At 65.3% G+C, this 20,936-nt stretch carries 17 protein-coding genes and 1 pseudogene; 10 read left to right on the forward strand and 8 right to left on the reverse strand.

Annotated elements, in window-relative coordinates:
• The first annotated feature begins 69 nt into the window (after positions 1-69).
• Together rpsA and L630_RS23125 are read left to right on the forward strand one after the other, a co-directional pair.
• Positions 70-1,764 carry a 30S ribosomal protein S1 gene (gene rpsA, locus L630_RS0104425; protein ID WP_024847077.1) on the forward strand — a complete coding sequence of 565 codons (1,695 nt, stop codon included), beginning with the start codon at positions 70-72 and terminating at the stop codon, positions 1,762-1,764.
• A 350-nt stretch (positions 1,765-2,114) separates the two neighbouring features.
• Positions 2,115-2,252 carry a hypothetical protein gene (locus L630_RS23125; protein ID WP_186441296.1) on the forward strand — a complete coding sequence of 46 codons (138 nt, stop codon included), beginning with the start codon at positions 2,115-2,117 and terminating at the stop codon, positions 2,250-2,252.
• On the opposite strand, the gene L630_RS0104435 is transcribed toward L630_RS23125, so the two are convergent.
• The 5 genes from L630_RS0104435 to dut all read right to left on the reverse strand — a co-directional run bounded on the left by L630_RS0104435 (position 2,249) and on the right by dut (position 7,315).
• Positions 2,249-2,617, reverse strand: a complete 369-nt coding sequence (locus L630_RS0104435; protein WP_024847078.1) for a DUF1850 domain-containing protein — start codon at positions 2,615-2,617, stop codon at positions 2,249-2,251. The genes L630_RS23125 and L630_RS0104435 overlap by 4 nt on opposite strands.
• Entirely contained in the window at positions 2,617-4,737 is a 2,121-nt protein-coding gene (locus tag L630_RS0104440) for a TRAP transporter permease (protein WP_024847079.1), read from the reverse strand. The genes L630_RS0104435 and L630_RS0104440 overlap by 1 nt, the downstream gene beginning before the upstream one ends.
• 99 nt (positions 4,738-4,836) lie before the next feature.
• Positions 4,837-5,796 carry a TAXI family TRAP transporter solute-binding subunit gene (locus tag L630_RS0104445; protein ID WP_024847080.1) on the reverse strand — a complete coding sequence of 320 codons (960 nt, stop codon included), beginning with the start codon at positions 5,794-5,796 and terminating at the stop codon, positions 4,837-4,839.
• A gap of 384 nt (positions 5,797-6,180) precedes the next feature.
• Positions 6,181-6,834: an HAD family phosphatase gene (locus L630_RS0104450; protein WP_024847081.1), complete on the reverse strand. Its 654-nt coding sequence runs from the start codon at positions 6,832-6,834 to the stop codon at positions 6,181-6,183.
• A 1-nt stretch (position 6,835) separates the two neighbouring features.
• The gene (gene dut / locus L630_RS0104455) at positions 6,836-7,315 is read right to left on the reverse strand and encodes a dUTP diphosphatase (RefSeq protein WP_024847082.1); all 480 of its coding nucleotides are present in this window, start codon (positions 7,313-7,315) and stop codon (positions 6,836-6,838) included.
• Positions 7,316-7,452: 137 nt separating this feature from the next.
• Between dut and L630_RS0104460 the strand changes: the two genes are divergently transcribed.
• From L630_RS0104460 to ybaK, 8 genes and pseudogenes are all read left to right on the forward strand, one after another.
• Complete coding sequence (locus L630_RS0104460; RefSeq protein ID WP_024847083.1) at positions 7,453-9,036, forward strand: peptide chain release factor 3; 1,584 nt, start codon at positions 7,453-7,455, stop codon at positions 9,034-9,036.
• Positions 9,037-9,185: 149 nt separating this feature from the next.
• On the forward strand, positions 9,186-11,003 hold the full coding sequence (locus L630_RS20995; protein WP_034329350.1) for a DEAD/DEAH box helicase: 1,818 nt from the start codon (positions 9,186-9,188) through the stop codon (positions 11,001-11,003).
• A gap of 188 nt (positions 11,004-11,191) precedes the next feature.
• Positions 11,192-11,851, forward strand: coding sequence for a peroxiredoxin (locus tag L630_RS0104470; protein WP_024847084.1), 660 nt, complete (start codon positions 11,192-11,194; stop codon positions 11,849-11,851).
• A gap of 368 nt (positions 11,852-12,219) precedes the next feature.
• A pseudogene (locus tag L630_RS0104480) lies at positions 12,220-12,972 on the forward strand (D-alanyl-D-alanine carboxypeptidase family protein); the annotation flags it as partial.
• 235 nt (positions 12,973-13,207) lie between these two features.
• Positions 13,208-14,110: a hypothetical protein gene (locus L630_RS23360; protein WP_024847087.1), complete on the forward strand. Its 903-nt coding sequence runs from the start codon at positions 13,208-13,210 to the stop codon at positions 14,108-14,110.
• Positions 14,022-15,560, forward strand: coding sequence for a DNA polymerase Y family protein (locus L630_RS0104490; RefSeq protein ID WP_245263654.1), 1,539 nt, complete (start codon positions 14,022-14,024; stop codon positions 15,558-15,560). The genes L630_RS23360 and L630_RS0104490 overlap by 89 nt, the downstream gene beginning before the upstream one ends.
• The gene (locus tag L630_RS0104495; RefSeq protein WP_024847089.1) at positions 15,557-18,844 is read left to right on the forward strand and encodes an error-prone DNA polymerase; all 3,288 of its coding nucleotides are present in this window, start codon (positions 15,557-15,559) and stop codon (positions 18,842-18,844) included. Before L630_RS0104490 ends, L630_RS0104495 begins: the two co-directional genes overlap by 4 nt.
• 63 nt (positions 18,845-18,907) lie before the next feature.
• On the forward strand, positions 18,908-19,381 hold the full coding sequence (ybaK, locus tag L630_RS0104500) for a Cys-tRNA(Pro) deacylase (protein WP_024847090.1): 474 nt from the start codon (positions 18,908-18,910) through the stop codon (positions 19,379-19,381).
• Between the two features lie 6 nt (positions 19,382-19,387).
• Here ybaK and L630_RS0104505 read toward each other — a convergent pair whose 3' ends face one another.
• The 3 genes from L630_RS0104505 to L630_RS0104515 are packed head-to-tail and all read right to left on the reverse strand — an operon-like array spanning position 19,388 to position 20,906.
• Positions 19,388-19,996, reverse strand: a complete 609-nt coding sequence (locus L630_RS0104505) for a TetR/AcrR family transcriptional regulator (RefSeq protein ID WP_024847091.1) — start codon at positions 19,994-19,996, stop codon at positions 19,388-19,390.
• Positions 19,993-20,235: a Trm112 family protein gene (locus L630_RS0104510; RefSeq protein WP_024847092.1), complete on the reverse strand. Its 243-nt coding sequence runs from the start codon at positions 20,233-20,235 to the stop codon at positions 19,993-19,995. The genes L630_RS0104505 and L630_RS0104510 overlap by 4 nt, the downstream gene beginning before the upstream one ends.
• Positions 20,232-20,906: an LON peptidase substrate-binding domain-containing protein gene (locus L630_RS0104515; protein WP_024847093.1), complete on the reverse strand. Its 675-nt coding sequence runs from the start codon at positions 20,904-20,906 to the stop codon at positions 20,232-20,234. The genes L630_RS0104510 and L630_RS0104515 overlap by 4 nt, the downstream gene beginning before the upstream one ends.
• Positions 20,907-20,936 lie beyond the last annotated feature (30 nt).

Here is a 20,936-nt window from a genome sequence, read left to right on the forward strand (position 1 = left end):
CCTGACGCAACACTAGCACACGGCGCCCGCCCGGAGGACCCTATGGGTCAGGGCATTTCAGGAGCTTTTATGTCCCAATCCAACCCTACCCGTGACGATTTCGCCAGCCTTCTCGACGAGTCGTTCTCGGCCGAGCATTCTGCCGAAGGTTCTGTCGTCAAGGGCCTCATTACCGCCATCGAAAAGGACATGGCGATCATCGACGTCGGCCTGAAGGTCGAGGGCCGCGTCCCGCTCAAGGAGTTCGGCGCTCAGGCCAAGGAACTCAAGGCCGGTGACGAAGTCGAGGTTTACGTCGAGCGCATCGAGAACGCCCTCGGCGAGGCCATGCTGTCGCGCGAGAAGGCTCGCCGCGAAGAGAGCTGGGTCCGCCTCGAGGCGAAGTTCAACGCCGGCGAGCGCGTCGAAGGCGTTATCTTCAACCAGGTCAAGGGCGGCTTCACCGTCGACCTCGACGGCGCCGTTGCGTTCCTGCCGCGTTCGCAGGTCGACATCCGTCCGATCCGCGACGTCACCCCGCTCATGCACAACCCGCAGCCCTTCGAGATCCTCAAGATGGATCGTCGTCGTGGCAACATCGTCGTGTCGCGCCGCACCGTTCTCGAAGAGAGCCGTGCAGAGCAGCGCTCGGAGATCGTCCAGAACCTCGAAGAGGGTCAGGTTGTCGAGGGCGTCGTCAAGAACATCACCGACTACGGTGCGTTCGTTGACCTCGGTGGCATCGACGGTCTGCTGCACGTCACCGACATGGCATGGCGCCGTGTCAACCATCCGACCGAGATCCTCAACATCGGTCAGACGGTCAAGGTGCAGATCATCCGCATCAACCAGGAAACCCACCGTATCTCGCTCGGCATGAAGCAGCTCGAGTCGGATCCGTGGCAGGATATCGGCACCAAGTTCCCGCTGGGCAAGAAGATCAAGGGCACCGTCACGAACATCACCGACTACGGTGCGTTCGTCGAGCTGGAGCCGGGCATCGAAGGCCTCATCCACGTTTCCGAGATGTCCTGGACGAAGAAGAACGTCCATCCGGGCAAGATCCTCTCGACGACTCAGGAAGTCGAGGTTGTCGTGCTCGAGGTCGATCCTCAGAAGCGCCGCATCTCGCTGGGCCTCAAGCAGACCCTCGAGAATCCGTGGGAAGCTTTCGCTCGCAACCACCCGGCTGGTTCGGTCGTCGAAGGCGAAGTCAAGAACAAGACCGAGTTCGGCCTGTTCATTGGCCTCGAGGGCGACGTCGACGGCATGGTGCACCTGTCGGATCTCGACTGGAACCGTCCGGGCGAGCAGGTCATCGAGGAGTACAACCGCGGTGACGTCGTCCAGGCTCAGGTTCTCGACGTCGACATCGAGAAGGAGCGCATCTCGCTCGGCATCAAGCAGCTCGGCCGTGACTCGCTCGGCGAGGCTGCTGCTTCGGGTGAACTGCGCAAGGGCGCTGTCGTGACCTGCGAAGTGATCGACGTCAAGGACGGCGGTCTGGACGTTCGTCTGGTCGACCACGACATCGAGTCCTTCATCCGCCGCGCTGACCTGTCGCGTGACCGCGACGAGCAGCGTCCGGAGCGCTTCTCGGTCGGTCAGAAGGTCGACGCTCGCGTCATCGCCTTCGACAAGAAGACCCGCAAGCTGCAGGTCTCGATCAAGGCTCTCGAGATCGCCGAAGAGAAGGAAGCTGTCGCTCAGTACGGCTCGACCGACTCCGGCGCTTCGCTCGGCGACATTCTCGGCGCCGCGCTGAAGAAGCAGGGCCGCGATTAATCGCTTTCCGTCCCTGACGGACAAGAACCCCGCCGGAGCAATCCGGCGGGGTTTTTCTTTGGCGGATTGGGAGCGCGCGCACTTCGGTTAAGCGATGTGGCAGGGCCGTGTCGGCAAGCGCCATTTCGCTGCCGCGTGGAGGTCCGTTGACGGCGAAGAATGTTACAGGAAAGCAATAGCTTGGGCGGATGAAGCGGTACCTTGGCGTCCGCCACGAATCATCCGCAATTCCGACGCGGCGCGGCCCTTATTCCCTCACCTATTAACATCGCGTTCACGGCTTATTCATCGGTGATTGCTAAAGTTGGAACTGACGGAAAAACAGGCAACCGAGTGCGGGAATACGAGTCATGCGTATCTGGGCTCAAATCATCAAGGCGATCATTGCAGTACGCGAATTCGTGGCGCCGACCTACCGTCCGGAGCAGCACTATATGCGCGGACCGGGCCCGGCCTGCGCGCGCATGCGCAGCCTGAACTGTCACTAATCGCTCTTTACGCAGGGCTCGACGACGATCGCCGCGCCCTGTTCGGTTCCCACCGTCAGGCAGTCGCCACCGCCGCAGATATCCCAGCCTGACACCGTTGCTCCCGACGAAGCGAGGGAGAGCCGTTCGACAGGTTTCACCTGCGGCTCGTAGATCCACCAGCCATCCTTGAGCACCGCGCCTTCGGGCGGCTCCATGCCGGCGCCTGAACCTTTTACACGCGCCTCGATGATCCGAAGGCCCGCGTCCGTCACCTGCCAGTCCTCCTGCCAGGTGACCTTCTCGACCGAATGCGTCCAGGCCAGCGTGAAGGCGGAGACGGCCAGCGTGACCGTCTTGGCCCCGGCAAGGATGCAAATGCCCATCAGGCTGCCGCAGCTTCCTGCCGGCTGCGTCGCACGCGCAGCCAGTGCGCAACGACGACGATCAGGCCGAGCGCGAAGCCGGCTTCGTCGGTGACAGGCAGGTAGAGGATCATGAGGATGCCGGCGGCACAGGCACCAATCCGTTCCCACCAGGTCGCCGAGCCGATCAGGAAGCCGACCACAGCCATGCCCCAAAGCGCGATGCCGGCGCAGGCCTTGAAGAGGATGTAGACCACCTCGACCCAGTAGCCCCAGTTCTCGGCCATCGGCCCGCCGTCCTGCAGCATCAGCGCGGGCGTGTAGACTGCCATGAAGGGTACGAGGAAGCCGGCCGTCGCGAGTTTCGTCGCCTGAATCGATATCTTGAGGCCTGATGTCTTGGCCATTGGCGCGGCGGCAAAACAAGCGAGCGCCACCGGCGGCGTCAGGTCCGCCATGATGCCGAAGTAGAACACGAACATGTGGCTGACGAGCAGCGGCACGCCGAGTTCGAGAAGCGCGGGGCCCGCCAGCGACGAGGTGATGATGTAGTTCGGGATCGTCGGAATGCCCATGCCGAGGATGAGGCAGGTGATCATGGTCAGCACCAGCGAAAGGAACAGATTGTTCTCGCCGATGCGGATGATGGTACCGATGAAGGTGGAGGCGATGCCGGTCAGCGTCAGCGTGCCGATGACCACGCCGACGATGGCGCAGGCAATTCCCACGGGCAGTGCGTTCTTCGCGCCTTCGGCAAGCGAGTCGCGGCAGATCGCCAGCGTCTCGCGCCCGCCCTTGAACAGCGCGGTGGCGACGATCAGAACGCCGATCACCAGCATGAGGATGTTGACGCCGAACCTGACGAAGGCAGCCGCAGAAAGACCGACCACGATCCAGAACACCATGCGGAAGGCGAACGGGCTGATCAGGGCGGCGATCGGCGTGCCAAGGATGAGGACCACGATGAGGGCGAGGCCCATCGTGCCGGCGAAGATCGGCGTGTAACCCGCGAACAGCAGGTAGACGAGCACGGCAAGCGGCAGCACGAGCGGCCAGTGCTGGCGCACCGCTGCCCACGGGTCGGGCAGGCTCGCCTTGTCCATACCGCCGAGGCCCGACTTGCTGGCTTCGAGATGCACCATCCAGAAGCAGGCGCCGAAATAGAGGATGGCGGGGATGAGCGCTGCCTTCACCACTTCGACGTAAGGCACGTTCAGCGTCTCGGCCATGATGAAGGCAACCGCCCCCATCACCGGCGGCATGATCTGCCCACCCATCGACGAGGTTGCCTCGACGCCGCCGGCGAAGGCGGAGCGGAAGCCGAATTTCTTCATTAGCGGGATGGTGAATTGACCCGACGCCACGACATTGGCGACGCCGGAGCCCGAAATCGTGCCCATCAGCGCCGAGGAGAGCACGCAGACCTGCGCCGGGCCGCCGCGCCAGTTGCCGACGAGGCCGAGCGCGAAGTCGTTGAAGAGGGCGAGCATGCCCGCGCGCTCAAGGAACGCGGCGAAGACGACGAAGATGAAGATGTAGGCGGCCGAGACATAGATCGGCGTGCCGAAAATGCCCTCGGTACCGAACGAGAAGTGTTCGATGATCATCTCGACCGGATAGCCGCGGTGGATGAAGGGCGGCGGCAGGTGCTGGCCGAAGAAGCAGTAGGCGAGGAACAGACCGGCGATGATCGTCAGCGGCAGGCCCATCAGCCGCCGCGCGCCCTCGAAGACGAGAACCAGCGTCACCGTGCCGACGATGAGGTCAGGCACCGTCAGGAAGCCGGAGCGCATGATGATCGCGCTATAGTTCACCCACTGGTAGATGCCGGTCAGGAAGCCGAGGATACCGAGCAGCCAAAACCAGGCAGTGCCCCACCTGGTCTTCGCGACGAGGTTGCCGAACAGCGCAAAGCCCAGCAGCAGCAGGAAGCCGACATGCATCGCGCGTACGACCTGGCTTGGCAGCGTGCCGTAGGCGGCCGACCAGAGCTGAAACAGCGAGAAGGCGAAGGCGATCCAGAATGCTGCCTTGCCCAGGATTCCGTCGCCGAAGCCGGCAGGAAGTCCCTCGATCCGCTCTTCCGCCGAATGCGGAATTTCGAGTTGATGTTCGCCGGTTCCGGTCTTCGTCGCGCTCATGCTTTACCCTTGCCTCCCCGCCAGGATCTTGAGTCGAAAACCCCCTCGGCCGCGCCGCAACGCTGCGGCCGAAGGGGCGTCATGTTCCGTCAGCGCGACTTACTTGAGCACACCGACTTCGCGGTAATAGCGTTCGGCCCCCGGGTGCAGCGGAACCGGCATGCCATCTACCGCCTTCTTCACGTCGATCGCCTTGGCGGCCGCGTGCGCAGCGGCGAGCTTGTCGAGGTTCTCGAACAGCAGCTTGGTCATCTGGTAGGCGGTCTCTTCCGACACGCCCTCATGGCTGACGAGGAAATTGCCGACGGCGGCGGTCGGAACATCCTCGGCCTGACCCTCATAGGTGCCGGCGGGGATCGTCACTGCCATGAATGGCGCGCCGATCTTCTCGACAACCTCGGCGGGGACCGCCACGACATTGATCGGAACCGAAGTCGCGAGATCGCGCAGCGAGGCAACGCCGAGGCCCGCCGACTGCAGGGTTGAATCCAGCTGGCGGTTCTTGATCAGCTCGACGGATTCGGCGAACGGCAGGTACTCGATCTTGCCGAGATCCTGATAGGTGAGGCCGGCCGCAGCGAAGATCGCGCGCGCATTGAGCTCGGTACCGGAAGCCGGCGCGCCGACCGACAGGCTCTTGCCCTTCAGCTCTTCCAGCGTGGTGATGCCGGATTCCTTGGAGGCGACGATCTGCACGTAGTTCGGATAGATGGCGGCAATACCGCGCAGCTTGTCGAGCTTGCCCGGGAAGCCCGCTTCCTTGTTGCCTTCCCAGCCATCGCGCAGGGAGTCGCCAAGCGAGAAGGCGATCTCGCCCCGGCCGACCTGCAGCAGGTTGAGGTTCTCGACCGAAGCCTTGGTCGCCTGCACCTGCGTGCGCGCGCCTTCGATGCCCTGGCCGTAGATTTCGGAAAGCGCAACGCCGAGCGGGTAGTAGACGCCCGAGGTTCCGCCGGTCAGCACGTTGATGAATTCCTGGGCCTTGGCCGCTCCGGCGGTGAGGCCAACGGAAAGCGCCATGGCGCCGGCAGCAAGCAGGTTCCGGGTCAGATGTTTCATGCAGTTCCTCCCAAATCGAGTGCTGGCCGCCACATTTCCTTTGCGAAATGCCAACCGGCCGATGCGCTAGTTTTAGAGGCTCAAATCAAGAATCCAATCGTTATTTGAGTTGATTGGAGACGTGTCTTGGCGGTCGGCGACGAAAACCTCCGAAGCTTCTTGGTTCAGCACCAGTTCTTATGGGAAAAATCTGCCTTGACTCACAGCAGGGGCGGCGCGGCAGCCATCATGGCGCCAGCGCCGCCTCGCCCGGCCGCGAGCCTGATCCGCTACTTCGCGACCGAACCACGAGAGGATGGTGGCGCGAGCAGTTGCAGCTACCGGACTGACGAGAAACGCCAGCCCGGTGGTTTGGTTCATCGATTTCGGGAAGAGTCTGTCGGCTCAGGAAAGGCCGAGAAGGCGCGGCAGCTCGCGCATGTCATCGAACAGGATGCCGCCTGCGGCCGCGAGGCCCTCGCGATCCGAATGCGGATCGCCATGGTAGGAGAAGACGCGCATGCCGGCGGCGATGCCGGCCTGCGTGCCCCAGACGCTGTCCTCGATGACGACGCAGTTTTCCGGCGCATGGCCCATCTCGCGGGCGGCATGCAGGAAGAGGTCCGGAAAGGGCTTTCCGCGCGGGACCATCGTGGCGCTGAACAGCACATCGCGGAAATGCTCGATCAGCCCGGTGGTGCCGAGCGTCAGGTGCATCTTGTCGAGCTTGGCCGACGAGGCGACGCACCACGGGATGCCCACGCCGCGCAGCTCTTCGACCACAAATTCGATATGCGGCACCGGCTCTACGCCAGCGCCGAAGATCTCATCCAGCGAGGAGTACCAGCGGTCCATTAGGTGGAAGCCGAGCGAATGCCCCTCGGCCTCGATCTCGGCCTGCACGCTGGTCATGCTGCGCCCGGCGAAACGCTTGCGGCAGTCCTCATAGGTGACCGGGTAGCCAGCCTCGGTCAGCCAGCGGCAGAGAACATTGTTGGCGGCGCGCTCGGTGTCGACGATGACGCCGTCGCAGTCGAAGATGACGAGGGACGGGCGCATGTCAGGCCGTGCCCGTGGAGCCGAAGCCGCCGGCGCCGCGCTCGGTCGTGCCGGCAAGGCTGCGTTCCTCGAGTACTGCCTGCGTCACTGGCGCGATGACGAGCTGGGCGATGCGCATGCCGCGCTCGATCAGGAGCTCCTCGTCGCCGTGATTGATAAGCAGCACCTTCACCTCGCCCCGGTAGTCGGAGTCGATCGTACCGGGCGTGTTGAGGCAGGTGATGCCGTGCTTGAAGGCGAGGCCCGAGCGGGGGCGTACCTGACCCTCAAAACCTTCCGGAATCTCGAAGACGAGCCCGGTCGGCACAAGGGCGCGCCGGCCGGGGAACAGCAGCAACGGCCGGTCGGCGGGCACGGCGGCGCGCAGGTCCATGCCGGCGGCGCCTGCGGTTTCGTAGGACGGCAGCTCGAGGCCTTCGGAGTCCGGAAGGCGAACGATGCCGACGGCAGGGCGGTGAGTCGAGGGGGAGAACGTGTTCATGCCCGCTGCTATGGCGTCCGTTTGGTTTCTCGTCAATTCGTCCCCGGGCCGAACTCATCCTGATGCCGCGAGGCAAACTTTATTCGACATGCACGGCTTCCCTTTGTATAAGCCGCCCACTTTAAGGATTTCATCGCATGGCCGAAAGCATTACCGACGCGGTGTCGCGCCGCCGTACGTTCGCGATCATCGCCCACCCGGACGCGGGTAAGACCACTCTCACCGAAAAGCTGCTCCTGTTCGGCGGTGCGATCCAGCTTGCCGGCGAAGTGAAGGCGAAGAAGGACAAGATCCAGACCCGTTCCGACTGGATGAAGATCGAGCGCGAGCGCGGCATCTCGGTCGTGACCTCGGTGATGACCTTCGAGTATGGCGGCAACGTCTTCAACCTGCTCGACACGCCCGGCCACGAAGACTTCGCCGACGACACCTACCGCACGCTGTCTGCGGTCGACTCCGCCGTCATGGTGATCGACGCCGCCAAGGGTATCGAGCCGCGGACGCTGAAGCTGTTCGAGGTCTGCCGCCTGCGCGACATTCCGATCATCACCTTCGTCAACAAGATGGACCGCGAGGCGCGCAACACCTTCGACATCCTCGACGAGATCGAACAGAAACTCGCGCTCGATACGGCGCCGATCACCTGGCCGGTCGGCCAGGGCAAGACCTTTGCCGGCACCTATCACCTCGCCGAAAACGCGGTGCGCCGCGGCGATGCCGAGGAGGAGCGCACCAAGGTCAACGGCCCGGACTCCAACAAGGTCGCAGGCCTTCTTCCCGATCACGAGCGCGCCGACTTCATCGAGGAGCTGGAGCTCGCCCGCGAGGCCTGCCGTCCGTTCGACCTGCAGGCGTTCCGCGAAGGACACCTGACGCCCGTCTTCTTCGGCTCGGCGCTGCGCAATTTCGGCGTGCGCGATCTGATCGAGGCGCTGGGCGAGTGGGCGCCGCCGCCGGCCGCGCAGGATTCCGACAGCCGCCGGGTCGAGGCGACGGAAGACAAGATGACGGCCTTCGTCTTCAAGATCCAGGCGAACATGGATCCCAACCACCGCGACCGCATCGCCTTCGTGCGCGTGTGTTCGGGCATGCTACAGCGCGGCATGAAGGCCAAGCTGGTGCGCACCGGCAAGGCGCTGCCGCTGACCGCGCCGCAATTCTTCTTCGCCCGCTCGCGCACCACGGCCGACGAGGCCTATCCGGGTGACGTGGTCGGCATTCCGAACCACGGCACGCTGCGCATCGGCGACACGCTGACCGAGGGCGAGGACCTGCTGTTCCGCGGCGTGCCGAACTTCGCGCCGGAGATCCTGCGCCGCGTGCGCCTGGGCGATCCGATGAAGGCGAAGAAGCTGAAGGAAGCGCTGCAGCAGATGGCCGAGGAAGGCGTCGTGCAGCTGTTCAAGCCGGAGGACGGCTCGCCAGCGATTGTCGGCGTCGTCGGCGCGCTGCAGCTCGACGTGCTCAAGGAGCGCCTCAAGATCGAATACGGCCTGCCGGTCGACTTCGAGATGGCGCGCTTCTCGGTCTGCCGCTGGATTTCCGCCCAGTCGAGGGTCGAGCTCGACCGCTTCATCGAGGCGCATCGCGGCGACATTGCCCGCGACCTCGACGACGATCCGGTGTTCCTGGCGCCGCACGAATTCGGCCTCAACTACGAGGCGGAGCGCTGGAAGGCGGTCAGGTTCGCCGCGGTCAAGGACTACCAGATACGCAACTGACCAAGCGGTTTCGGCGTTTTAGCCGCCGGACCTATATACTTTTGCCGCCGTGCGACCTAAAAGGCCGCACGGCTCGTGCTTGATTTTCACGGGCATCGCATCGGCCGCACCCGAATGCCGCCCGCGCACAAATCCGAAAGACATTCGCAATGACTCAGATTGAAGGCATCGTTCCGGCCCTTGCTGCCGCATTGGCCGCGCGCGGCTATGCCGACCTCACCCCCGTCCAGAAGGCCGTGATTGCGCCGGAGCTGGCAGACCGCGACGCGCTGGTGTCGGCCCAGACGGGCTCGGGCAAGACCGTCGCCTTCGGCCTGGCGATCGCGCCGACTGTGCTGGGCGAGAACGGGCGGTTCGGTCCCGCCGGCCTGCCTTACGCGCTCGCTGTCGCGCCCACCCGCGAACTCGCTCTGCAGGTGCGCCGCGAGCTCGAATGGCTCTACGCCGAGACCGGCGCCGTGATCGCCTCCTGCGTCGGCGGCATGGACATGCGCACCGAGCGGCGCGCGCTGGAACGCGGCGCCCATATCGTCGTCGGCACGCCGGGACGCCTGCGCGATCACATCACCCGCGGCGGTCTCGACATGTCGCAGCTGCGCGCCGTCGTCCTCGACGAGGCCGACGAGATGCTCGACCTCGGTTTTCGCGAGGACCTCGAATTCATCCTGGAGTCGGCTCCGGAAGACCGTCGCACCCTGCTGTTCTCGGCGACCGTGCCGCCGGCAATTGAGAAGCTGGCAAAGAACTACCAGCGCGATGCGCTGCGCGTGTCGACTGCCTCCGAGCGCAAGCAGCACGTCGACATCGAATATCGCGCGCTGACGGTTGCGCCGAGCGACCGCGAAAACGCGATCATCAACGTGCTGCGCTACTATGATGCGCGCAATGCATTGGTGTTCTGCTCGACGAGAGCTGCCGTGAACCACCTGATGGCGCGCTTCAACAACCGCGGCTTCCAAGTCGTGGCGCTGTCGGGCGAACTCAGCCAGAACGAGCGCATGCACGCGCTGCAGGCGATGCGCGACGGCCGCGCCAAGGTCTGCATTGCCACCGATGTTGCCGCGCGCGGCATCGACCTGCCGCATCTCGACCTTGTCGTCCACGCTGACCTGCCGACCAATCCGGAAACGCTACTGCACCGTTCGGGCCGCACCGGCCGCGCCGGCCGCAAGGGCGTCAGCGCCCTGATCGTGCCGACGAGCCTGCGGCGTAAGGCCGACCGTCTGCTGCAAAATGCCAGGATCGTCGCCGAGTGGGCGCGTCCGCCTTCAGCGGAGGAAGTCTCGCGCCGCGACGACGAGCGGATGATGGCTGATCAGGTCCTGCAGGACGAGGTGGGCGAAGACGAGACCGAGGCGGTTGCCACGCTGATCGAGACCTACGGCGCCGAACGCGTCGCCGCGGCCTTCGTGCGCCAGTGGCGCGCCGGCCGCTCGGCTCCCGAAGAGCTGATCGAACTCTCCGCCTTCGGCGCACCTGCTAGCCGTGGCGAAAAGCGCGAGCCGTCTGCCCCGCGCGAGGAATTTGGCGAAAGCGTCTGGTTCACGCTGTCGGCGGGCCGCCGCCAGAATGCCGAGCCGCGCTGGCTGATCCCGATGCTCTGCCGCGTCGGCAAGATCACCAAGGCCGAGATCGGCGCGATCAAGATGCAGCCGGAAGAGACCTACGTGCAGATCGCGGCGGACCGCGCCGATGCCTTCGAGAAGGCCGTGGGCAAGGCTGAACTGCAGAACGGCATCACCATGACGCGCATGCATGGCACGCCGGACCTCAGCCGTTCCGGCGGAAAGTCCGGGCCTGGCGAGCGCAAGCCCTATGGCGATCGCGGCCCGAAGCCCGACTGGAAGCAGAAGAAGGCGTTCGGCGATGACCGCGGTCCGCGCCGCGACTGGAAGGAGCGCAAGCCGCATGGCAAGAAGCCCGACTGGGCCGGCAAGAAACCCAAGCGCAACCGTCACGACGCCTGACGTTGGGGCACACCATCATTCCTTGAAAAATATTCCTCTACAGACTTTCCGGCTAGAGGAAATTTGTTCTGATCGGGTAAGATCGCCATGGCTTGGCTCGCCATTGGTGCATCTTGCCCTATGATCGCGCCAACATATTTTAGACGGCGCCAGTAACCGCACTGCGCCACTATTCAGGGAGAACCGCCATGGGCCTTCGCATCAACGACACGGCGCCGGATTTCACGGCTGAAACCACCAAGGGTACGATCAACTTCCACGAGTGGCTCGGCGACAGCTGGGGCGTCTTCGTCTCGCACCCGAAGAATTTCACGCCGGTCTGCACCACCGAGCTCGGCACGATGGCTGGCCTCGAGGAAGAGTTCAAGAAGCGCAACGTCAAGCTGATCGGCATCTCGGTCGATCCGGTTTCCGACCACGCCCGCTGGAAGGAAGACATCAAGACCGCGACCGGCTTCACCGTCGACTACCCGCTGATCGGCGACAAGGACCTCAAGGTCGCCAAGCTGTACGACATGCTGCCGGCAGCCGCGGGTGACTCGTCGGAAGGCCGTACGCCTGCTGACAACGCGACCGTCCGTTCGGTCTACGTCATCGGCCCGGACAAGAAGATCAAGCTGATCCTCACTTACCCGATGACCACCGGCCGCAACTTCGACGAGATCCTGCGCGCGATCGACTCGATCCAGCTGACCGCAAAGCACCAGGTCGCCACCCCGGCCAATTGGAAGCAGGGCGACGACGTCATCATCACGGCTGCCGTGTCGAACGAGGATGCCATCAAGCGCTTCGGCTCGTTCGAGACGATCCTGCCCTATCTGCGCAAGACCAAGCAGCCGACTGCTTAATCATACATTCAGCTCCGGCGCCGAACGATCTGTCGGCGCCGGACCTCGCTGCCAAGTAGCCGCTTGCGCACCACAGTGTGCTTGTCCGCCCCGCCGGATCTCTTCCGAAAAATCCCCACCGTTGCATCCGCGGCATCGACTTTGCGGCCCACGCCCGCTATTGCCTCGCTCGCCGGCAGGCGGTCATTTAAGCCCCGCTCTGCATTGCCGCCCGCGACCATGCAGGGCATGATGCGCACCGGCTTGGGTGAATCGCAGCAACGGGTGGGACTTTGGACGCCGCAGCACACGCCGCAAGGAGCATCTTCCTTCGCATCCTTTCCCTGTTCCTGGTGATCCTCGTCTCCGCCTGCACCACGCAGTCGGTGATGCAGACATCCGTGCGGCCGCTGCAGTCGGAAAAATACGCGGCGATCGTCGTTGACGCGAATACTGGCCGGGTGCTGTTCGAGAAGAACTCCCGCGATGCGCGCTATCCCGCCTCGCTCACCAAGATGATGACGCTCTACCTGCTGTTCGAGGCACTCGACGCCGGCCGCGTCAGCCTCGACACGCAGATCCCGGTTTCGGCCTATGCGGCAAAGCGCCCCCCATCGAAGATCGGCTTCAAGCCGGGCCAGACCATCAACGTGCGCTCGACGATCCTTGCGCTGGCGGTGCGTTCGGCGAATGACGTCGCCGCGGCCGTGGGCGAATTTCTCGGCGGCAGCGAGGAGCGCTTTGCGGCGATGATGACGGCGAAGGCCCGCGCGCTCGGCATGCAATCGACGACCTTCCGCAATGCCTCCGGCCTACCCGACGAGGGCCAGCGCACCACCGCGCATGACATGGCGATCCTCGGCATGGCGCTGCGCCGCCACTTCCCGCACCACTACCACTATTTCAGCAACCGCGAGTTCACCTTCGCGGGCAAGGTCATCCGCGGCCACAACAATCTGCTAGGCAAGGTCGTCGGCGCCGACGGCCTCAAGACCGGCTACATCCGCGCTTCGGGCTTCAACCTCGTCACCTCGGTTGGCCGCGGCGGCCGCCGCATTGTCGCCGTCGTCATGGGCGGCGAAACCGCCAAGTCCCGCGACGCACACATGGAAGAACTGATCGAGCTCTACCTGCCGAAAGCGACGCCCGCAGGGGTGTAATCGTCTCTTCGTCCGCTAAGCAGCCCGCAGCTGACGAACCTGCGGCCCCCTTGTCCCGAACGAGGGGCTTTTCCAGACCCGGCGCCTTCGGCCAGCTTCCCTCCCATCAATCCCTCGGATAGGAATAAAATCTCCTCTCAGTTCCCTTGACTCCTCCTTCGCCCTCGGGAATCTATAAGAACATAACAAGAACAAAATCGTTGAAGGTAACGGCATCATGGCGAAGGCCGCCATGGCGCGTGAGGCTTTTTTTGCTCTGCGCCAGGAAATCGCACGCATCGAAGGCTCCCTGCCCGCTCGACTGGACATGCCTGCGGACAAGGCGCGCGCGGATGCTGGCGGCGAGTATCTGCCAACGGGTGCTGCCCGGCTCGACGAGGTTCTGGGCGGCGGGCTGCCGCGCGCGGCACTGACGGAAATCCATGGCCGCCAGAGCCGCGATGCCGGAGCGGTGGCGGGCTTTGCACTGGCGCTTGCCGCCCTTGGCCGCAAGGGAGACGAACAGCCCTGTCCGATCCTCTGGATCGCCACCGGCGAGGCACTGCACGAGGCCGGGCAACCCTATGCGCCGGGCCTGCTGCATCGCTTTGCTCTGCAGCCCTCCGACCTTCTTCTTGCCAGCGCCCGCAAGACCGAGGACGCGCTGTGGATCGCGGAAGAAGCCGCAGGCCTTTCTGCTTTGTCGGCGGTGCTGCTCGAGGTGCGCGGTGTCTCGACGCGTCTTGACCTCACCGCCACGCGCCGGCTGCACCACCGAACGCGAACGGCCGGGCGGCCGCTCTATCTCCTGCGCCAGTCAGGCGAGCCGGAACCCACCGCCGCACCGGTGCGGCTGATCGTTGCCCCCGCCCCTGCCGGCGAGCGCCGGACCGTTTCCGGCGCGCTGGCGGGTTCGCTCGGGCCGCCTGCCTTCACCGTCACGGTTTCCAGAAGCCGCACATCGATCCCTGCAACTCTTACGCTCGAATGGAATCGGGATGAGCACTCTTTTCGCGAACGACAGGCCGGGGCAGCCGCCGGCCGGGGGCAGGATGCTGGCGCTGTGGTTCCCCTATCTTCCGGTCGAACGCATCCTGCGGACACGGCTCGGCCGGGGCTGGCGCACCGGCGAAGTGCCTGAGCGGGCGCCGCTCGTCGTCAGCCGCCACGAGGGCAACCGGCGCGTCATTGCCTGCCTCGACGAGCGCGCCGAGGCGCTTGGCCTCAAGCGCGGCCTCGGCATTGCCGATGCGCGCGCCATGCACCCGCAGATCGAGATCGTCGAAGCCGAGCCCGAGGCGGATCGGCGGCTGCTCGCCGCCCTCGCCGACTGGTGCGACCGCTACACGCCGCTGGTGGCAATCTGCGGCGAGGACGGGCTGTTCCTCGACATCACCGGCTGCGCGCACCTGTTTGGCGGCGAGGAGGCAATGCTGAAGGACGTGGTCGCGCGGCTTGCAGGACAAGGCTTTCGCGCGCTGGCGGCGCTTGCCTCAACGCCCGGCATGGCCTGGGCGGGTGCGCGATTTCTCGACGGCGCCCGCATTCCCGCTGGCGGCGAGCGCGAGGCGCTGATCGCTCTCCCCTTGGCTGCACTTCGGCTCGATGCGGAGACCTGCGCGCGGCTCGAAAGTGTCGGCCTGCGCACCGTCGGCATGGTGATGGCGGCGCCGCGCGCTCCACTTGCCCGCCGGTTTGGCGCGCAGCTTCTCCTGCGCCTCGACCAGGCGCTGGGCAACGTTGAGGAGGCGATCTCGCCACGCCTGCCGGTGCCGACGCTCGGCGTCGAGCGGCACCTGATCGAGCCGGTCTCGGCCACCGACGACATCGAGCGGCTGGTGCTTTCGCTCGCTGAGACGCTGAAAGGGGATCTCGAGCGGCGCGGCGAAGGCGTGCGCGCGCTCGAACTGGCCCTGTTTCGCGTCGACGGCTTCGTGTTCCGGCTGAAGCTTGGCCTGTCGCGGCCGCTGCGCGATCCGCCTGCGATCCAGCGGCTGTTCCGCGAAAAGCTGGCCGTGTCGCAGATCGAGGCCGATTTCGGCTTCGAGATGATCCGCCTTTCCGCCCTCGCCACCGCTCCGTTAGAGGACGAGCAGACCGCCCTTACCGGCCGCAACGAGAATGTGGAGGAAGATCTCGCCCAATTTGCCGATCGCGTCCGCGCCCGGCTCGGCCAGGGAGCCCTCGTCCAGCCACGGCTGGTGGCAAGCCATCTGCCGGAGCGGGCGGTTTCCTTCATGCCGTTCCGGGCGGGCAATGCAGCGGTCAGGCTGCGCGAGGCGCCGGTGCCCCTCATCGAGCGGCCGATCCGGCTTCTGGCGCGACCCGAGCTGGTCGAGGTCGCGGCGGCCGAGATCCCGGAAGGCCCGCCGGCCAGTTTCCGCTGGCGCCGGGTTCTCTATCGCGTCGCGCGGGCGGAAGGACCGGAGCGGATCGCGCCCGAATGGTGGCGCGACCGGAAGGACGCGCCAACGCGCGACTATTTCCGCGTCGAGGACGAGGAAGGCCGCCGCTACTGGCTGTTCCGGCAGGGTCTTTACGGCACAACGCCGGATTTGCCGCGCTGGTACCTGCACGGGCTGTTCGCATGAGCACCGCCGGCCCGCCCGCCTATGCCGAGTTCGCCGTGCAGTCGAATTTTTCGTTCCTGCGCGCGGCCTCGCGCCCGGAAGAGCTCGTCATCACGGCCAGGCTCTACAAATACAAGGCGATGGGGCTGGCAGACCGCAACACGGTGGCGGGCGTGGTGCGGGCATGGAGCAAGGCAAAGGTGGAAGGACTCGACTTCCACCCCGGCTGCCGGCTGGTCTTTTCCAATAGCGGGCCGGACGTCCTCGCCTATCCGCGCGACCGCGCTGGCTGGGGCCGGCTCTGCCGCATGCTGACCGTGGCCAACGAGCGCGGCGAAAAGGGCGCGCCGGACCTAAGGCAGGATGATTTCTTTGAATGGGCCGACGGCATGTCGCTCGCAGTGCTGCCGGACCTGTCGCAGCCGGAAGACGCGCTGCTTGCCTTCCTGCGAAGCGCGCGGCAGCGGTTCGGCGATGCGGTCTGGCTCGGGCACGCGCCGCTCTACCATGGCGACGACCGCTGGCGGCTGGAACAGGCGGCGGCACTTTCGCGCGCGAGCCAGCTGCCGCTGATGGCGGTCAATGACGTGCTCTATCACGATGCGGAGCGGCGCTCGCTACTCGACGTCGTCACCGCGATCCGCCTCAACCGGCCTATCGCCGAGGTGGGCTACGAGCTGTCGGTCAATGCCGAGCGGCACATGAAGCCGGTGGCGGAAATGGCGCGGCTGTTTCGCCGCCATCCGCAGGCGATCGCCGAAACCATCCGCTTTGCGCAGACGCTGAAATTCTCGCTCGGCGAGCTCACGCACTTCTATCCCGACGAGACGACGAAGGACCCGCAGGCGGAGCTCGAGCGCCTGACCTGGGAGGGCGCGCGGAAGCGCTATCCGGGCGGGCTGCCGGAGAAGGTCCGTCAAAGCATCGTCACCGAGCTCGAGCTGATCGCGCAGCTCGGCTACGCGCCCTATTTTCTCACCGTCCATGACATCGTCCGCTACGCGCGCGAGGAGCGCGGTATCCTCTGCCAGGGACGCGGCTCGGCGGCGAACTCCACCGTCTGCTTTTGCCTGCACATCACCGAGGTCGATCCCGCCATCCACCAGCTTTTGTTCGAGCGCTTCATGTCGGTCGAGCGGCACGAGCCGCCCGACATCGACGTCGACTTCGAGCATGAGCGGCGTGACGAGGTGATGGCCTACATCTACGAGAAATACAGCGGCAGCCACACGGCGCTGGCGGCGGCCGTCACCTCCTATCGCGGGCGCTCGGCGCTGCGCGAGGTCGCCAAAGCCTTCGGCCTGTCGCAGGACGCGCAGGCGGCGCTGTCCGGCTCGATCTGGGGCTGGTCGAACGATGTCGGCGAGGACGAGGCGCGCGCCGGCGGGCTCGACACAGCCGATAAGGTGACGGCGCATATCGTGCGCCACGCCAACGAGCTGCTCGAGTTCCCGCGGCACCTGACCCAGCATGTCGGCGGCTTCATCATCACCCAGGACCGGCTCGACGAATTCGTGCCGATCATCCGGACTGCGATGGAGGAGCGGCGGATGGTCGAATGGGACAAGGACGATCTCGACGCCGTCGGTCTCCTCAAGGTCGACATTCTGGCGCTCGGCATGCTGTCGTGCCTGCGCCGCTGCTTCGACCTGCTCGAGCAGCACTACGGCCACCACTGGCCGCGGCGGCTGGAACTCACTGACCTTCACCGCGACCAGCAGAAGGCGGTCTACGACATGCTCTGCCGCGCCGACTCGATCGGCGTATTCCAGGTCGAAAGCCGGGCGCAGATGTCGATGCTGCCGCGGCTGAAGCCGAAAGAATTCTACGACCTCGTCATCGAGGTGGCGATCGTGCGGCCCGGCCCGATCCAGGGCGACATGGTGCATCCCTATCTGCGCCGGCGCGAGGGGAAAGAGCCCGAGGAGTATCCCCGCGAAGAGCTGAGGCGGATTTTGGGGCGTACGAAGGGCGTGCCGCTGTTCCAGGAACAGGTGATGCAGATCGCGATCGAGATCGGCGGCTTCAGCGCGAGCGAGGCCGACCAGCTGCGTCGCTCAATGGCCACCTTCCGGCGCACGGGGCGCGTCGCCATGTACAAGGAACGCATGGTGCGGGCGATGGTCAAAAAGGGCTATCCGGAGGAGTTTGCGCTGCGCTGCTTCAAGCAGATCGAAGGCTTTGGCGAATATGGCTTTCCCGAAAGCCACGCCGCCTCCTTCGCGCTGCTCGTCTATGCCTCGGCCTGGTTCAAGGCGTTCTATCCGGACGTCTTCTGCGCCGCGATCCTCAACTCGCAGCCGATGGGCTTTTACGGTCCCGGCCAGCTGGTGCGCGACGCGCGCGAGCACGGCATCGAGGTCCGGACCGTGGACGTGAATCTATCGCAGTGGGACGCGACGCTGGAGGAAAGCCCGTTCGATCCCGCGCGCATCGCCCCAAAACACCGGGAGATGAAGGATGTCATACGCAGCAGCCATGCGGTGCGGCTCGGCTTGCGGCAGGTGAAGGGCCTCGCCGAGGCCGACATGCTGCGGCTGATCGAACAGCGCGGCAGCGGCTATACCTCGGTGCGGGATCTCTGGCTGCGCACCAACCTTTCTCCTTCCGTCATCGAAAGGCTGGCCGAGGCCGACGCGTTTCGCTCGATGGGGCTCGACCGGCGTGCTGCCCTTTGGGCCGCCCGCGCGCTCGACCGCAAGCAGGCGGCGGAAGGCCTGCCGCTGTTTGATCGGCCGGAGGTCCGCCTGCCCGACCGAGAGCCTAAGACGAAGCTGCCCGTCATGCCGCTCAGCGAGCATGTGATCCGCGACTACCGGGCTCAGTCCTTCTCCCTCAAGGCGCATCCGCTCGCCTTCCTGCGCGCAGAGCTTGCCCGCGAGGACATCGTGCCGAACGGCGAACTCGACAAGGTGCGCAACGGCCGCCGCATCACGGTCGCCGGCGTGGTGCTGATCCGCCAGCGCCCCGGCTCGGCCAAGGGCGTGATCTTCATGACGATCGAGGACGAGACCGGCACCGCCAACATCATCGTCTGGCCAAAAGTGTTCGAGACCTTCCGCCCCATCGTGCTCGGGGCAAGGCTGGTGCGGGTGACCGGCAAGCTGCAGTCGGCCTCGGGTGTGATCCACGTCGTCGCCGACCGGATCGAGGACATCAGCTGGCGCTTGGAAAAGCTTTCCGAGGCCGGGCAGCAGGTCGACTTCCGCTCGCCGGTCGACGAAACCAAGCGCCCGGTGGTCGAAGACCGGCGCAGCCGCCACCCGTCCGTCGCAGCCATGCCGAAAGGCCGGAATTTTCACTGAGGCCCGCGCGGACCGCCCTGCCCGTGATCTTGCCTGCCGCCGTCCTTCGGCTAAAACACCGTCATGTCAAAGACCACGCCCGCCACGCTTGTTCTCAGCAAGGCCAACATCCCCTTCATGCTGGCCACCTATGACTATGACCCCAACGCCGAGCGCGTGGGGCTGCAGGCGGCCGAAGCGATCGGTGTGCCGCCGGGAGAAGTGTTCAAGACGCTGATGCTGGAACTCGACGGCAAGCCGGTCTGCGCCATCGTGCCTTCCGACGAGGAAGTAAACATGAAGAAGCTGGCTGCGGCCCTCGGCGGCAAGTCGGCGCACATGATGAAGCCGGCCGACGCCGAGCGGCTTACCGGCTACAAGGTCGGCGGCATCAGCCCGCTCGGCCAGCGCAAGCGCGTGCCTACCGCCCTCGACGAACTGGCGATGCTCTACGAAGAGATTTTTCTGAATGGCGGGCAGCGCGGCCTGCAGATCCGCATCAAGCCGGCAGACCTGGTATCGGTCCTCAACTGCAAGGTCGCCGACCTCACGCGCTGAGTTTCCTTAACCCGCCAGCAGCCTCTCGAGCCTGCGAAAGCTTTCAGCGAGCACCGTCGCATCCCTCATCGCATGCGCGAGCATCATGCCGCCCTGCCATTCGGCAAGTGCGGCGCGGGCCTGGGCAAGCGCCAGCGACGGGCGCAGGCCGGCACGGCCCAGCTCACGTGCCATGAAGCTGATGAGGAGGACAAAGCTTTCGGCGGCGCGTTCCGACGCCTGCGGGGCGGTGGCGCGAAAGTCGCGAACGCAGAGCGCAATTGGACAGCCATGCGCGACGCGGCTGCGCTGGCTGCGGGCAAGCCGCGCGACCAGCGCGGCAAGCCGCCTGCGCGGTTCGCTCTCCTCTGCCTCGATTTCTTCCAGCATGGCTTTCGTCTCGACGACGAAGACGTCGGCCACGGCATGGGCAAGGTCAGCCTTGCTGCGGAAATAATAGAACAGGTTGCCGGACGGGATGCGCGCATGCGCGGCGACATCAGCCAGCGAAGTCGAGGCAAAGCCGTTCTGCCAGAACAGGCCGGCGGCGGACGCGACGATTGCTTCCCGGTTGGCCTTGCCCTTCCGGACGCGGCCATCTTCGGCCTGCCGTTCGGATTGGGCGCTCGTGTTCACTTGCCAAGCTCGTCTTCGTTGAGCGTCCGCGCCTCCGACGGCAGCATGATCGGCACGCCGTCGCGGACGGGATAGGCAAGCTTCGCCACCGGCGAAATGAGCTCGCCGGTCTCCGGCTTCCAGATCAGCCTGCCCTTGGTGAGCGGGCAGGCGAGCATTTCAAGAAGCTTAGGGTCGACGCTGCCGCGCCCGCCGGAACGGGCCTGCGGAACCTCGCGTGCCCCTTCCTTCGCCGTCATTGCAGGCTCGACCCGAATTCGTCGTCATCGCTGCGGGCAAGGGCGATTTCAGTAATGGCGATCAGCGTCTCCGCCCGCGTTTTCAGATCCGGAGCTTCCAGCAGCGCCTGCTTCTCGGCGGGGCCGTAGGGCGCCATCATCGACAGCGCGTTAACCAGCGTCGCATTCTCGGCGCGGCTGACGCTGTCCCAGTCTGCATCGAGTTCGTTTGCCTTCAGGTAAGCGCGGAAGGCGCGAAGCAACGCCGGACGGTCCACTTCCGACGCGCCGGCCTCGGGATCGAGGTCGGTGATGAAGGTGGAAATCCGGCACTGGCGGAACGGCGTCTTCGCCGTCAGTTCCGACGCAACACGGAACCGGCACACACCTTGCAGCGAGATGAGATAGCGCCCGTCGCCGGTCTCGGCGAAAGAGGTAATACGGCCAAGGCAGCCGACGTCGCAAAGCTCCGGCTCGCCGTCTGCACGCAGCGCGCCATCGAGGCGCGGCTGGATCATGCCGATTAGCCGGTCGTGCTTGAGCGCGTGGTCGACCATTTCGAGATAGCGCGGCTCGAAGATGTTGAGCGGCATGCGGCCGCCCGGCAGGAGCAGCGCAGTCGCCAGCGGGAAGACAGCCACCGTTTCCGGAAGATCCTCCGCCGTGCGATAGCGAGCGTTTCCTGCCTGCACACCCATCTCCAGCTACCGAATGTGCCGCCC

Origin of the sequence: Aminobacter sp. J41 (assembly GCF_000526635.1) — a bacterium.
Classification (GTDB): domain Bacteria; phylum Pseudomonadota; class Alphaproteobacteria; order Rhizobiales; family Rhizobiaceae; genus Aerobium.